Origin of the sequence: Rhizobium sp. BIGb0125 (genome assembly GCF_024810055.1) — a bacterium.
Lineage (GTDB): Bacteria > Pseudomonadota > Alphaproteobacteria > Rhizobiales > Rhizobiaceae > Agrobacterium.
On record NZ_JANUDV010000006.1, the window covers coordinates 207774 to 221582 of the forward strand.

General features: G+C 54.1%; 13 protein-coding genes. 10 read left to right on the forward strand and 3 right to left on the reverse strand.

From position 1 onward, the window contains the following. Positions 1-36 precede the first annotated feature (36 nt). From M2418_RS18070 to M2418_RS18095, 6 genes are all read left to right on the forward strand, one after another. Entirely contained in the window at positions 37-1467 is a 1431-nt protein-coding gene (locus M2418_RS18070; protein ID WP_259148312.1) for a diguanylate cyclase domain-containing protein, read from the forward strand. Positions 1468-1604: 137 nt separating this feature from the next. Beyond that, on the forward strand, positions 1605-2462 hold the full coding sequence (locus M2418_RS18075; protein WP_259148313.1) for a MurR/RpiR family transcriptional regulator: 858 nt from the start codon (positions 1605-1607) through the stop codon (positions 2460-2462). 80 nt (positions 2463-2542) lie between these two features. Next, positions 2543-3655, forward strand: coding sequence for an ABC transporter substrate-binding protein (locus tag M2418_RS18080; protein ID WP_259148314.1), 1113 nt, complete (start codon positions 2543-2545; stop codon positions 3653-3655). Positions 3656-3826: 171 nt separating this feature from the next. Continuing rightward, positions 3827-5554 (forward strand): iron ABC transporter permease, encoded by a 1728-nt coding sequence (locus M2418_RS18085; protein ID WP_259148316.1) that lies wholly within the window; start codon positions 3827-3829, stop codon positions 5552-5554. 9 nt (positions 5555-5563) lie between these two features. Further along, the gene (locus M2418_RS18090; RefSeq protein ID WP_259148317.1) at positions 5564-6604 is read left to right on the forward strand and encodes an ABC transporter ATP-binding protein; all 1041 of its coding nucleotides are present in this window, start codon (positions 5564-5566) and stop codon (positions 6602-6604) included. Further along, positions 6601-7200, forward strand: coding sequence for a histidine phosphatase family protein (locus M2418_RS18095; RefSeq protein WP_259148318.1), 600 nt, complete (start codon positions 6601-6603; stop codon positions 7198-7200). The genes M2418_RS18090 and M2418_RS18095 overlap by 4 nt, the downstream gene beginning before the upstream one ends. Before the next feature lie 2 nt (positions 7201-7202). Here M2418_RS18095 and M2418_RS18100 read toward each other — a convergent pair whose 3' ends face one another. Beyond that, positions 7203-7484: a PepSY domain-containing protein gene (locus M2418_RS18100; protein WP_259148319.1), complete on the reverse strand. Its 282-nt coding sequence runs from the start codon at positions 7482-7484 to the stop codon at positions 7203-7205. 133 nt (positions 7485-7617) lie between these two features. Between M2418_RS18100 and M2418_RS18105 the strand changes: the two genes are divergently transcribed. From M2418_RS18105 to M2418_RS18115, 3 genes are read left to right on the forward strand one after another with little or no spacing between them, the layout of a single operon-like run. Then, the gene (locus tag M2418_RS18105) at positions 7618-7929 is read left to right on the forward strand and encodes a PepSY domain-containing protein (protein WP_259148320.1); all 312 of its coding nucleotides are present in this window, start codon (positions 7618-7620) and stop codon (positions 7927-7929) included. Positions 7930-7934: 5 nt separating this feature from the next. Continuing rightward, positions 7935-8594, forward strand: a complete 660-nt coding sequence (locus tag M2418_RS18110; protein ID WP_259148321.1) for a response regulator transcription factor — start codon at positions 7935-7937, stop codon at positions 8592-8594. Continuing rightward, entirely contained in the window at positions 8591-9961 is a 1371-nt protein-coding gene (locus tag M2418_RS18115; RefSeq protein WP_259148322.1) for a HAMP domain-containing sensor histidine kinase, read from the forward strand. Before M2418_RS18110 ends, M2418_RS18115 begins: the two co-directional genes overlap by 4 nt. A gap of 244 nt (positions 9962-10205) precedes the next feature. Here M2418_RS18115 and ftsZ read toward each other — a convergent pair whose 3' ends face one another. Further along, entirely contained in the window at positions 10206-11159 is a 954-nt protein-coding gene (ftsZ, locus tag M2418_RS18120; RefSeq protein WP_192490707.1) for a cell division protein FtsZ, read from the reverse strand. A 637-nt stretch (positions 11160-11796) separates the two neighbouring features. On the opposite strand from ftsZ, the gene M2418_RS18125 reads away from it, so the two are divergent. Next, positions 11797-12399, forward strand: a complete 603-nt coding sequence (locus M2418_RS18125; RefSeq protein ID WP_192490708.1) for a TetR/AcrR family transcriptional regulator — start codon at positions 11797-11799, stop codon at positions 12397-12399. A 104-nt stretch (positions 12400-12503) separates the two neighbouring features. On the opposite strand, the gene M2418_RS18130 is transcribed toward M2418_RS18125, so the two are convergent. Then, a complete protein-coding gene (locus tag M2418_RS18130; RefSeq protein WP_259148323.1) occupies positions 12504-13058 on the reverse strand; it encodes a TetR/AcrR family transcriptional regulator in 555 nt (184 codons plus the stop codon). Between the last annotated feature and the right edge of the window lie 751 nt (positions 13059-13809).

Here is a 13809-nt window from a genome sequence, read left to right on the forward strand (position 1 = left end):
AGATATCGGCGTTCAAACGCCATCAGGATATCTACAGTGACCACGCGCTTCACCCAATTCAAATTGGTAGGCCCTGCGCTCATACTTATCGCCATTCTTATAATGGGTCTGGCGACCATTCCTTATTATGGAATGGAGCGCCTGGATGCAGACGTCCGGGACCGTCAGGAAACCCTGGTAAAGAGAAACATCTTCATCTGGATCGAAGACGTTGAGTTCGCCCTGACGGCGTGGACGATCTGGGACGAATCCATCGCCAAAATCGACAACGCATTTGATTTCGAGTGGACGGACCGCAACATTGGTCGCTCACTGATTGGCACGTCGAGAACACGTTTCGCCTCCATCCTAGATGCCGATGGCAAGATGATCTATTCAAGAACAGCAGAGGAAGTGCAGGAACGACCTTTCTTTGCACGCGGTGCAGAGGCAATAGGCAAGGACGCACAAAGCCTTGTTGAAAACATTCGCGCCCGGGAAAATTCTGTCACGACAGATGGAATTCCGGCACCGATTGCGCTCAGCAAGATTGAAGTCATCGGAACCGACGCGGTTCTGCTGACTGCCAGCCTTTTCCAACCTGATTTCAAGACGGCTATTCCGCGCGGCAAGACCGCCCCCATTCTGGTATCGGCAACGCCGATTGCTGGCAGCTTGCAGGAATTTGTCGGCACACGTTTTTTGCTTGATGATGCGGTGATCGGCCCTATGGATCTGGTCCCGTCAGGGCATGCGCGGGTCGAGATTGCCGTTGGCCTCAACGGTCAATCCGAAGTGCTTTCCTGGCATCCTCCAACGCCTGCGCGTGATCTGATGCGCCAGTCTCTGCCGCTTATATCGGCCGTCATCATCGTTCTGGTGGTCGGTGGTTTCTTTGTTGCAGGGCTCTCACAACGCGCCGCAGTGTCGTTGGTAACTGCAGAACAAAATATGCGCCACGCCGCAACCCACGACTTTCTAACCGGACTGCCCAATCGCGCGATGCTGGAAAGCGAATTCAAAAGGCTCGCTGTTCGGGGTGATCTGGTCGTGGCATGCGTTGATCTCGACGGCTTCAAGTGCGTCAATGATCGTCATGGCCATGCTGCCGGTGACGAACTGTTGAAACAGGTAGCTGAGCGCCTGCAGGCAAATGGCCGTGAAAACGACGTTGCGTTCCGCTTGGGCGGCGATGAGTTTGTCGTATTCATGCCTGCATCATCTCTGGAGGGCGCCGAATGGCGTTGCCGCAAATTATCCTCACATTTGTCCGAGCCATACATCATTCATGGTGCTGAGGTGGTTGTTGATGCATCTTTTGGCCTCAGCGACATTCACATCACCCTGGCCAATACGTGTGATCAGGCCCTTAAGCAGGCAGACACCGCACTTTACGCTGCTAAAGCCAGAGGTCGTGGAACGGTCGTCACCTACTCATCGCTGACGCAGAGTGAGACACCGCGCAACTTGCTTGCCGCTTACGCCTAAGGCATCACCTCGCGGAGATCGCCGTGATCAAAATCGATCTTTCGGCCACCGCTTAACGCATGGCACTTTGTCAGACAGTTGCTTTGGCGGCGCCGTTACGATAGCCCGAATGCAAGTGCAGATCGTTTGGGACACCCATGCCGAAGATTGACGCGACATTAGCGCTGGTGGAGCGCGTTCAGGCCGTTGCTGGTACCCTGACAGCCACCGAACAGAAATTGATCTCCGAACTTTTGAAAGCCCCGCGCGAGGTCGCTATCGGCACGTCGAGCGAATTTGCAGCGCGGCTGGGTGTGCATGAGGCAACAACATCCCGTCTGGCTCGCAAACTCGGGTTTGCCTCCTACGCCGAGTTTCGCGACGAATTGCGCCGCGAATTCCTCAAGGTTGCCGATCCCGCTGAACGCATTTCCGCGACACTGACCGACGCGCGCGCGCAAGGTTTTTTGCCGCTCCTTGTTGCAAGCGAAATTGCAGCCTTGTCCGGAATTGCTGATCATCTGAGCGACAGCCATGTTCTCGAAGCGGCCGAAAAACTTGATCGCCGCCGCATCTTCATCTACGGGCAGGGCAATGCCGAAGTATTGTCCGTGCTGATGGAGCGCCGACTGCGGCGACTTGGCATCGACAGTCACCCGCTGGCAGGCAGCCGGCGTGATCTTGCAGAACAGATGCTGACGCTGTCTCAGGATGACACTCTGCTGATCTTTGCCTTCCGCCGCCAACCACCGGATTACGAGCAACTGATGCAGGTTGCTGCCGACACCGGTGCTTCGACAGTCGTCATTTCCGGCACCATTGGCCCGTCCCTGACACCAAGTCCGGATGTGCTGCTTGCTGCACCGCGTGCTGGCATGCCCAACAGCTTCCAAACGTTAACGGTGCCAATGGCGGTCTGTAACTCGATCATATTGGCATTGGCGGAACGACGAGGGCCAGACGCACTCGCGGCTCTCGACCGTCTCGGCAGCCTGATTGCACAGTTTGAAGGCTAGTCTTGCAATATAACTTGCACGTCATAAATTTGTAGCAAGAAAACATTACAAACGGCGCAGACCCATCAAAGGAGTTTTTCATGCGCCGCTTCATTGCCACTGCCGTTTCATGCCTCATGGCAACCGCTACCTTCGCCGAAGACCTCGACGCCAAGACTGCTGCCGACCTGCTGCCGCAGGCCAAGCAGGAAGGAAAGGTTATAGTTTACGCCTTCACCAGCCGCATTGGTCGGGTTGAAAAAGCCTTCGAGGCTGCCTATCCCGGAATCGACATGGTGACGTTCGACATGTCCTCGACCGAGCAGATCGCCCGGATCAAGAGTGAAGCGCAGGCAGGTCTCCCGGGCGCCGATGTCATCTACATCTCCGATGCCCCTGTCGTTTTGACAGAATTGTTGGCCAACAATCTAGTGATTTCTTATGTGCCGCCACGTGTCGCAGGCACTGTTGCCGATCAATACAAATCACCACTGCTGGCGCAGCGCCTTTCCACCAAAGTGCTGATGTATAATGAAGAAGCCCATCCGGATGGTTCGCCCATCAAAAACCTCTGGGATTTGACAAAACCGGAATGGAAAGGTCGCGTCATTATGGTCGATCCGCTGCAACGCGGGGACTACCTCGACCTGATGACCGAAATCGTCCTGAAGTCGGACGAGATGGCAAAATCCTACGAAGCCGCATTCGGTAAAGCAATTGCGCTCACCGATGGTAACGAAAATGCAGGTGAGCAGTTCATCAGCGCTCTCTTTGCCAATGATCTCGTTCTTGTCGGCTCCACCGATGACCTCAACAAGGCCATCGGCGCAAAGGGGCAGGAAAAGCCACCAATCGGCTTCACCAGCTATTCTGACCGCCGCGACAATGAAGATGAAGGTTGGGCGTTGCAAGTCGCTAACGACGTCACACCGTCTAACGGCATTGTTTTTCCTGCATTTCTGGCGTTGAACTCCAAGCAGGCCAACCCGGCTGCAGCCCGACTTGCTGTCGACTTCCTTATGGGTGACGACAGCAAAAACGGCGGCGAGGGTTTCAAGCCCTTCTATGTAGCTGGTGATTGGGCGACACGTTCCGATATCACGCCACACAAGGATGCCATCCCACTCGCAGATTTCAAGGGATGGCAAATCGCACCCGCAGAAACCGCCAAAATCCGCGCCGATGTGGCGGACTTCATTCTCGCATTGCAGTGATAACTGTCAGGTGACGACAGACATTACACCTCACGAGACAAAAGCCCTCTCCCAGTCAACGGGGAGAGGGTTGTTTGCCAGGAGCTGCCGCGGTCTTTCAACGTTTGGTGATGCAGGCTGGCTCTTTGGACAAGGACTATCGGGCACACAGCAATGCCCTTGGAGTACCACATGAAATCCCTGAGCGGACCGATTGGTTCAGCACTCAATAAACGTGGCCTGACGCTTGTCATGGCACTTGTACTTGTCGGTCTGGTGGCAGCCCCACTGGTGACCATTCTGGCGCAAACCATTTACCCCTCGGCGTCCGCATGGGGCGATGTCCTGGCAAGCCGACTGTCGCAGAACCTGTTCTGGCGCCCGACATTCAACACCATGGTCATTGGCCTCGGTGTGGCTGGTGGCTGTGTTCTGCTGGGTGGCTTTCTCGCCTGGCTGGTTGTGATGACTGACATTCCCGGCCGGCCGGTCATCGCATTCATGGCCACACTGCCCTTCATGATCCCTAGTTTCGCAACAGCGCTCGCCTGGGGCACCGTATTTCGCAACGGTCGTGTTGGCGGTGGCGGCGGCTTGCTGGAAGGGTGGGGGTTCTCTGTCCCTGACTGGTTGTCATGGGGTATCACACCAACGATCCTCGTATTGATCGCCCATTACTATGCACTGGCTTTTACCATCATTGCAGCAGCGCTTGCCGCCGTTAACGGTGATCTTGTTGAAGCCGCACAAATGACCGGTGCATCACGCAAACGTATCCTGTTCGGTATTGTCCTGCCGGTCGTTACACCCGCCATTATTGCTGGCGGCTCTCTTGCCTTTGCCGGAGCAGTGTCCAATTTCGCAGCACCGGCACTGCTCGGATTGCCCGTTCGTATGCAAACACTATCGACGCGGCTGTTCGGCATGATCGAAATCGGCCAGACGGAGCGCGGTTACGTGCTCGCCATATTGCTGATCGGCATTTCTGCGATCTTCCTTGGACTTGGCAACCGCGTGCTGTCGGGTCGCCGCAACTTCGTGACGATTGGCGGCAAGGGTGCGGTGCCCCGCCGCACAACACTCGGCAGTGCACGCATACCGCTGACGCTCATTGCTTGGATCATCTGTGTCCTCACCACCATTTTACCGATCCTGCTTCTGGTGGCTGCAAGCCTTGCGCCGTCATCGCTCGCACTGTTTTCAGACTGGACGATGCATTATTGGATTGGCGAGGCCAATCCGGCATTTGCCCGTGGCCAGCCGGGTATCTTTCATAATCCGCAGCTTATCTCGGCAATGACCACAACGCTGATCCTGGGAGCATCTGTAGCACTTGCTGCCAACATTATTGGAACACTGATCGCCGTCGCCCTGACGCAACAGAAAGTGCGGGTTCTCAGCAATGTTGTTTCCCAACTCAGCTTCCTGCCGATGCTGCTTCCCGGTATTGCTTTTGCGGCTGCCTACATAGCACTCTACGGCGCGCCGATTGGTCCCTTGCCGGCACTTTACGGCACAAAACTACTGCTGGGCTTGGCCCTGACCGCCGCCATGTTGCCTTTTGCCGTGCAGACAGGGCGGGCAACCGTGGCGCAGATTTCCGGCGATATTGACGAGGCCGCCCGTATGACCGGTGCAGGTTTCTTCCGTCGACTGGGTGCAATCACCCTGCCGCTAGCGGCACGTGGTCTTGTCGCTGGCCTTTTGATCACCTTCGTCAACGTCATTGGCGATCTGGCAATCACCATTCTGCTTTACACACCGACATCACCACTGTTGGCCGTCCTGTCCTACTCCTATGCGTCGGATGGCTTCCACCAGTTCGCCAATGCTGTGACGCTGGTCATCCTGATCATTTCCATGCTGGCCACCGGCGCTGCAACCCTGCTGCGCGGCCGCCGCCGCCAATCCTTCAGCTGAGGCAAAATTTTGATTTCGCTCGACAATATCTCAAAATCCTTTGGCACATCCAATGCCGTGTCCAACGTCAGTTTCTCTGTGCCAGACGGTGCATTTCTTGTGCTTCTCGGCCCATCAGGTTGCGGCAAAAGCACGATGTTGCGGATGCTTGCCGGTCTCGATCAACCAACATCAGGCAAAATGCTATTTGGTGATACGCTTGTCGCAGATGGCGACACTGGCAACTCGTTACCGCCAGCAGAGCGCAATGCCGGTCTGGTGTTCCAATCCTACGCCCTCTGGCCGCATATGACCGTTGCCGGCAACATCGAATGGCCGCTCAAGATTGCCAAACTGGCTGGTGAGCAACGGCGCACCCGTGTGCTGGAAGCCATGGAAATGCTCGGAATTGAAAAACTCGCTAACCGGTATCCCGGCGAAATTTCCGGTGGGCAGCAACAGCGTGTCGCCCTTGCACGCATGATCGCTCCCCGGCCAAAAATCATGTTATTCGACGAGCCTCTCTCCAATCTCGACGCAACATTGCGGGTGGAGATGCGCTTCGAGCTTCTCAAAGTTCATGCGGCAACAGGCGCCACGGCCGTATACGTCACGCATGATCAGGTTGAAGCAATGACAATGGCAACCCATGTGGCTGTGATGAACCACGGTCGTATCGAGCAGTTCGATGCGCCAGAGCGGCTGCTTGCAGAACCGGCCTCCGCCTTCGTTGCCGGTTTCGTCGGCACGCCGCCTGCCAATCTCATTCCCATTGACGATGGAAAGTGGTTCGGCACCCTGCCGGACCCTTTGCTGCGCAGCTACAGTGGCCACGCCATGGTGCGGGCAGAACAGATAGAGCTTGCTGACGAGTCGGGCCCACGAACATTTGAAGCGGTGTTGGCAGAGGTCGTCCCGATGGCTGGACGATTTCTGATTACCGGTATCGTCAACAGCCACCGCATCACCGCCATCTCCGACCGCCTATCGCGGCAATCCGGTAAATTATACTTCCGCCTTCCAACCGCTCCAGCGGCAATTTTCGACACACAAGGAACACGCATTTCATGAAACGCATACTTCTGGTCCGCCACGGCGAAAGTGAATGGAACGCCGCTCGTCGCCTGCAAGGGCAGGCGGATATCGAGCTTTCCGCGTGCGGTGAACAACAGGCGCGTGCCTTGGCTCCCATGGTTGCCAGCTTCAACCCCGACATGGTGCTTACCTCTGACCTGAAACGCGCTGCAGATACCGCCGCCCTGCTCGGCCATGCCGACGCAATCAGGGAGCCATTGCTGCGGGAACAGAATGTCGGTGCATGGACGGGTGTGGACATTGCCCAACTGATGTCGGAAACGCCAGACGCCTATGCCGCTTGGCGCGCAGGTACCTTCGCACCTGAGAATGGTGAGATCTGGGCCCAATTTCGCATCCGCATTGGCCATGTGATTGAGCAGACCCTAAACACAGATGCCGAGACGGTTTTGATGGTTTGCCATGGAGGCGTAATCCGCGCTGCACTCGACAGCGCTTTGGATCTTGCCCCTAAGAGTATTATCCCGGTTGGACCAGCAAGTCTGACAATTCTTGCCTTTCCAAAGGGCGAGGCAAGGCTGGAGGTTTTCAACGCCACAACCTTTGCCCCCATCCTTGACGCACCGGACTGAGATCAATCTCCGTCGACGGAGACCTGCTCACCAGTCTCAGGATGAAAACGCACTTCGATACGGCGGCCGTCCTTGTTACGGCCTTCAATTTCGTAGCAGCCGTCATCGATGTCGACTTCACGCACCTCAATACCAAGAACGGTGGCACGTTCGCGGATCTGTGCTTCACTCATCCACTTGTCGATCTGGACATTGCCGCAGTGGCGATCGTGCCGATCATCGGCGTAGGCGGTAGAGACCAATGCAGTGGTGGCAAGCGCTGCGGCGATAACGAGAGTCTTCATGGTCGGTCATCCTTTCAGGGTTGGCGGGCAACCTCTGCCCGTTTGATGCCACAACCCTATGCGGCGTGCCCTGAGCGATAACTGACAGACTTTGTCAGCGAATTGTCAGTTTGAGAATGCTAATGTCGGCAGCATGTTGAACCGTATTTTCCATGTCTTGACCGTAGCATGCATGCTGGCGCTGACCCTGACACCCATCAATGCCACGGCAAAGGATCTTGATCGTTTGCGTGATGCGGTAAAACGCGGTGATGTGCTACCACTCTCCGTATTGCAGGAAAAGCTGCGCATATCCTATCCGGGCGACATCATAAAGGTGGAACTCGACGAAGATGATGGCCGCTTCATTTACGAGTTCAAAGTGTTGCAGGCCAATGGCCGGCTCTACGAGATTGAGATGGATGCTAAAGATGGCACTATTCTCGATGTTGATGACGACGATTGAAGCCAATGCGGATTCTGCTTGTTGAAGATGATTTGCGGATTGCCCGCGACGTAACCCTGCACCTTTCACGGGCGGGCTATCTCGTCGAGCATGAAAGCGATGGCGAGAGTGGCTGGTATCGTGGCGACAGCGAGGAATTTGCCGCTGTCGTGCTCGATCTTGGTCTGCCGAGCCTCGATGGCCTTTCCATCCTGAAACGCTGGCGAAGGGATGAGCGCGCTTTACCCGTACTCATTCTGACCGCACGCGGTAATTGGGAAGAGCGCGTCGAGGGAATTGACGCCGGTGCCGACGACTACCTCGTCAAACCCTTTCATATGGCAGAACTGTTGGCCCGCCTGCGGGCCATCATGCGTCGATCCCAACATACGGCAAGCCCAATCCTGACGGCGGGTCGGATCAGGGTTGATCCACGTAGCCGCACTGTTTCGCTAGATACCGAAACTGTCGATGTCACACCCCTTGAATATCGCTGCCTTCACTACCTGATGGCCAATGCGGAGCGACACGTCTCGCAACTGGAGTTGACCGAACAGTTATACGCGCAGGATTTTGAGCGTGACAGCAATTCGGTGGAAGTTCTGATCGGCCGACTGCGCAAGAAGTTTGGCAAGCAGGTCATCACCACCCGCCGTGGTTATGGCTACAGGATTGACAAGGCATGAAGCGGCCGCTTTCCATCCGTGCTCGATTTTTACTGGTATCGCTGATTGTCGTGCCCCTGGCACTGGCATTGGCAGCCTTGTTCATGACGTCGATATTCTCAAGCAATCTGGAAGGACGGCTGGAAGACGAACTGAAAGGGCATATCAACACCATTGCCGGCTCGATACGCGTGAGCGCCGACGGTGGAATAGAACATCCACTTGGCTTGATGGATCGACGTTTCTCGCAGGCATATAGCGGGCTTTACTGGCAGATCGGTGACGCTGCCCAGCCTGCGCTTTACCGCTCGGAATCCCTTTGGGACACCAGCCTTCCACGACCGGCGGATCTGCCGGATGACGGCGCCGTACATCGTTACGTTGCCAATGGGCCGGAGAACACCAGACTGATTGTGCTGGAACGTCAGATCATGGTCAGTGCGCCAAGTGGCCTGAAGCCGGTTCAGATTTCGTTGGCCGCAGACACGAAGGCACTGGATGATGCAAGCCGTGGATTTACGCTTGAAATCCTTCCTTACCTTGCCGGACTTGCGGTTTTCCTGATTGGCGCTTCGCTGGTGCAGGTAGTCTACGGTCTAAAACCACTGGCCGACCTGACCAAAGGACTGGACCGCATCAGGGAACGCCATAGTGGGCGTCTCATTGGTGCTTTGCCAGCTGAATTTGCACCGGTGGAGCAAGCAGTCAATCGCCTGTTGGAAACACAGGCGCAGTCACTCAGCAAGGCGCGTGCCCGTGCCGGTGATCTTGCACATGGCCTCAAGACGCCGCTCACCGTACTTTCCAATGACGCTTTGACCTTACATGAGCACGGCCATCAGGACCTCGCCGAGGAAATTGAACAGTTGGTGCAATTGATGCGCGGTCATGTCGAACATGAACTCGCACGCAGCCGCATCGTAACCAATGCCGACATGCGTCAGACCGATGCCAATGTCGAAACAATCATCGGGCAAATCGTCAAAACCTTGCAGCGAACACCAAAAGGCGAGGCACTCGAATGGCAGGTCGACATTAATGCGCCGCCGGATGTGCCCGTTGATGCGCAAGACCTGCGTGAACTAATTGGAAATTTGACGGAAAACGCCGTTAAATGGGCAGCCGGTCAGGTTTCCATTACCTGGAAAGACGACCGCTTAATCGTTGCTGATGATGGCCCGGGGGTTGACCCGGAAAAAATCCGTAGCATGACCGAGCGCGGTGTACGATTGGACAGTCAGACACCGGGGAGCGGTTTTGGCCTATCGATCGTACAGGAAATCTGTGAGGTTTATGGCCTGGTTCTGTCCATCGAAAACCGACAGGGCAGCGGCCTGATGACGACAGTGCTCTTTAAAGAGATCGCGACAAACTATCCCGGTAATTAGACGCAAACACAGTCACACCCGCCACTATGGTTCAGAAAGGTCGCCTGTTTCACCCGGACGGCCATCCGGTACGTCTGCCTTCTTCCAATTTGCTCGGATATTGGAAGACCTAAAGCACAAAGGCGGGCATCGTGCTTAGAAAAATGACCCGCCAATGGTCGGCATTGTCCATGCCGACCTGATCGAGATTTTTGCTGGCTTGGCTGCGTCTAAAAGACCGGTGCCTCGCAAAACCATCGCAATGTCAGTCTTCAAGACCTGTTGCGACAACCGAAATTTTAAAGGCTCCTTCAAGCGTCGGGTCAAAAGAAGCGCCCATAACCACGTCCGTTTCTTCGCTCACGGCTTCACGAACCAATGTCATGGCTTCATCAATCTCATAAAGAGTCAGGTCTCTACCGCCGGATATTGACACAAGCGCGCCGCGTGCGTGCTTCAGTGACGGCAAGCCCAACAGTGGATTGGAGATTGCTTCGGCCGCTGCGAGCGATGCACGGTTTTCCCCACGCGCTTCGGCGGTCCCGATCAGCGCACGGCCGCCGCCCTTCATGACGTAGACCACGTCTGCAAAGTCGAGATTGACCAAGCCGTCACGGAGAATGAGATCCGTTATCGACTTCACGCCCAAGGCCAAAACCTTGTCGGCGATTTTCAACGCACTGTCGAATGTCGTGCCGGGATTGGCGATTCTCAGCAGGTTCTGGTTCGGAATAACGATCACGATATCTGCTGCAGCGAGCAGACCATCGACACCCTGCTGTGCCGCCTTGAGGCGTTTGGTGCCTTCAAAGCTGAACGGCAGCGTGACGACGCCCACTGTCAGGATGCCTTTTTCTTTGCATGCCTGAGCAATGACCGGCGCTCCACCGGTACCGGTTCCACCGCCCATGCCAGCAGTGATAAAACACATATCGTATCCGGCAAGATGATCCATGATTTCGTCCATGGTATCGATCGTCGCCTGCCGTCCGATTGCAGGATCAGCGCCAGCACCAAGCCCACCCGTCAGTTCAGGACCAAGTTGAATAAAACGTTTGGCAGCGGTGTTTTTAAGCGCCTGCGCATCCGTGTTTGCTGCCATAAAATCAACACCATAGTCAGCCTCCGCAATCATGTTGTTGATTGCGTTGCCGCCGCCACCGCCAACACCGATGACGGCAATTTTGGGAGCGGTAGGGGAGGTGTTCATATGCTGCATTTTATTCCTCGTTAACTAACTTTTGCGGACATCACCTATCAGATTTGCATCTGATGCACTATGTCATTTGAACTGCATTTGTTTTCGGAGCCGTTGTCCTACGCCTCTCGTTCCAAGCACGATCATTTATTTACCATGAGGCGCACAGGGACCGTGAGGCTGAACCCCTTGCAATAGACGGGGAATTTCCAGTTTCTCAGCCACACGCCATTTACTGTTCCGGTTTACGGAAAGCATAAATATGGGGCTTTGAAACCCTGACCATCTGATCAAATCGCATCAGATTTACGCCGACATCATATATTCAATATCGCTTTGTATCGATGATCGGCCGCCAGAATTGCGTTTTGCAGCACTTGATTCGCTTGCGCACTTATTTGTCGAGCGGGGTGGAAAACATGTTTATCGATTCATATATCAGCGGCGTATTTACCGGCACGTTGCGTATTTCTCATTTTTTGTAGCAGGTTAAATTGGCCGGCGAAAATTCTAAAGACTTGAAATTTTGATTGTTGCGCCGTCAATTATTTTTGCTATTAGTGAATACGAACGTTCGTTCTTTTTAGCCAAATCCCTGACGTATGAGGGCACCACGTGCCGTCCCAAGAGCAGGTGACATCTGAAAACGAGAATCTTGATGACGGAACTTAAAAGTGAAGTTCGATCCCGGCGAAAAGGGGCAATAACCCGCCAGATCATTCTCTTTGAAGCAGAGCGATCATTCGCAAAAATGGGTTATCAGCAAACTTCGATCACGAGTATTGCTGAAACACTGAAAATGTCTGCAGCCAATATTCACAAGCATTTTCGCTCCAAGCTCGATCTTGCATACGCCGTTGTCGAACAGAGGTTGCGCCCTGTGCAGGTTATTGCTGGTGTTACGCCAAAAGAAAGGCTGCGCGCTTTACCACTGAACATTCTTGGTGATCTGTCACATATGTCGCAGGACGAACCCGAGCTGTTCTACATTTTGACAAATATTCTCTCGACCGAAAATGTATCTGATATCATGAGGAGCCGCATTCTGGACGCATGCCCGCAGGTGATTGAAGATATGGAACTGTCCGACGCTGAGAGATTTTCGGAAGCATTGGCGGATATCTTCTTGGCCGTATGCCACCCGGCCATTGTGGCGACGACGGAATATCGCGTGCTTGTCTCCAGGGTCGACAATATTCTCAACCTAATGAAACAGGTCATGGACATAGGCGCTTCTGCCCCCTTGGCAAAAGCGTGCTGAAAAAAATGCAACGGGTTCCCGATGTTATTTATCTTCGGTAACCAGGTTCATTCCCATCTGAATGACATAACGACATCGCGCGTGGCCATCGTTACCGACAGAGCCTACTCGTCGGGAAATGTCTCATAAATCTTTCTGATATCACTGAGCAGCGCCTCGCGGTCTTCGTCTGACCATTTGTGAAAACCGAACAACTCCATGCAGGAAAATCCCGAAAGCGCCATGTAGGCAACAAGAGCAGCGCGTGGCTTAGGTCCAGCTTTAATCGCGTTAAGATCATTTTGCTGCCATTGTCGCATAAGTTCTTGCAAACGGTCATCGCTTGAAAGCGAGGCGCTGACGGCCATGCAGACAGCACGTTCTGCCTCTTCCCAGCCGGTTGCAGCTGCTTTTATCCGACCAAAAAGTTCAGGGTGCTGTGTCTTAGAGCAAGACGCGACAGACTCTTTGACAAAATCGCCATCCCTTTGAAGTTGCCGAACCACCAAGGCTTCGAGAAGACCACTTTTTGTTTTATGATCGTAGACGACCTGAGATTTGCTAATGCCGGCTTCTTTAGCGACGGCATCGATCGAAAGCCCAGACGAGCCGGATTTTAGAACCACCCGTTCTGCTGCATCTAGCACATCATTGGGGCAAATGCGTCTGTTTCTACTCATTGATTTTTATTTGTTTCCCTGTCACCGTCATCCTGTTTCTTATCAAAAATTTGTGACCGGGTCATCCGCTTCATAAAGTCAGAATGTGTGTTTGTGACGTTAAACGCATAAAATCTGTTGGTTGCAAGAAGCACAATCCTACAGCTTGGCAGGATGTGCCTGATTTGGTGCAGACGCAGATCGGTCAGCGCGGCTTTTTTCACCTGTTTGACACATCGAAGATTGGATTCGTTTCCGTGGAAACAAATCATCAGCAACCGAATCGGTCTGCTGCCGGTCTCTGATCGCCCGAGCATTCTCGCAAGCAGGTTTCATTTCTGATTTGGTTTTCGTGACGCGTGACGTCGGTCAATCGAATGCTATCGCTGTGCGAAGGAACCGGAGATCGTCGGCGCTCTGATTCCATTTTTATTTTTCCAGCACTAAGTGACAGATGCTGTTAGTCAGTGAAATTTTTTTCTTTTTCATCCACAATTTTTTCGAATCCCTAGAGACAGCAAAATGAAAGTAATATACAACTCATGCTGGTTACTGCGTGGAGCTTTTCCAATCCACTGGCAACGCCCCCTCGAAAAGCGCATTGGCCTTTAGTCAAGGCTCCCCGATACTCCATCGGGGAGCAACATTAAGTGACTATTCAAATATTTCCTCACCAAATTTCCTTCGTTATCAATCGCATATGCGATTAGGTGACGCTTTCAACCATTTCATAACTTTTGTCTCTCTTTCGCCACAGATCATCAGGAACCAG

Coding starts and splice junctions, on each gene's coding strand:
- M2418_RS18075 (WP_259148313.1), top strand. CDS start 1,605: ATGCCGAAGATTGACGCGACATTAGCGCTGGTGGAGCGCGTTCAGGCC.
- M2418_RS18080 (WP_259148314.1), top strand. CDS start 2,543: ATGCGCCGCTTCATTGCCACTGCCGTTTCATGCCTCATGGCAACCGCT.
- M2418_RS18085 (WP_259148316.1), top strand. CDS start 3,827: ATGAAATCCCTGAGCGGACCGATTGGTTCAGCACTCAATAAACGTGGC.
- M2418_RS18095 (WP_259148318.1), top strand. CDS start 6,601: ATGAAACGCATACTTCTGGTCCGCCACGGCGAAAGTGAATGGAACGCC.
- M2418_RS18100 (WP_259148319.1), bottom strand. CDS start 7,484: ATGAAGACTCTCGTTATCGCCGCAGCGCTTGCCACCACTGCATTGGTC.
- M2418_RS18105 (WP_259148320.1), top strand. CDS start 7,618: ATGTTGAACCGTATTTTCCATGTCTTGACCGTAGCATGCATGCTGGCG.
- M2418_RS18110 (WP_259148321.1), top strand. CDS start 7,935: ATGCGGATTCTGCTTGTTGAAGATGATTTGCGGATTGCCCGCGACGTA.
- M2418_RS18115 (WP_259148322.1), top strand. CDS start 8,591: ATGAAGCGGCCGCTTTCCATCCGTGCTCGATTTTTACTGGTATCGCTG.
- ftsZ (WP_192490707.1), bottom strand. CDS start 11,159: ATGCAGCATATGAACACCTCCCCTACCGCTCCCAAAATTGCCGTCATC.
- M2418_RS18125 (WP_192490708.1), top strand. CDS start 11,797: ATGACGGAACTTAAAAGTGAAGTTCGATCCCGGCGAAAAGGGGCAATA.
- M2418_RS18130 (WP_259148323.1), bottom strand. CDS start 13,058: ATGAGTAGAAACAGACGCATTTGCCCCAATGATGTGCTAGATGCAGCA.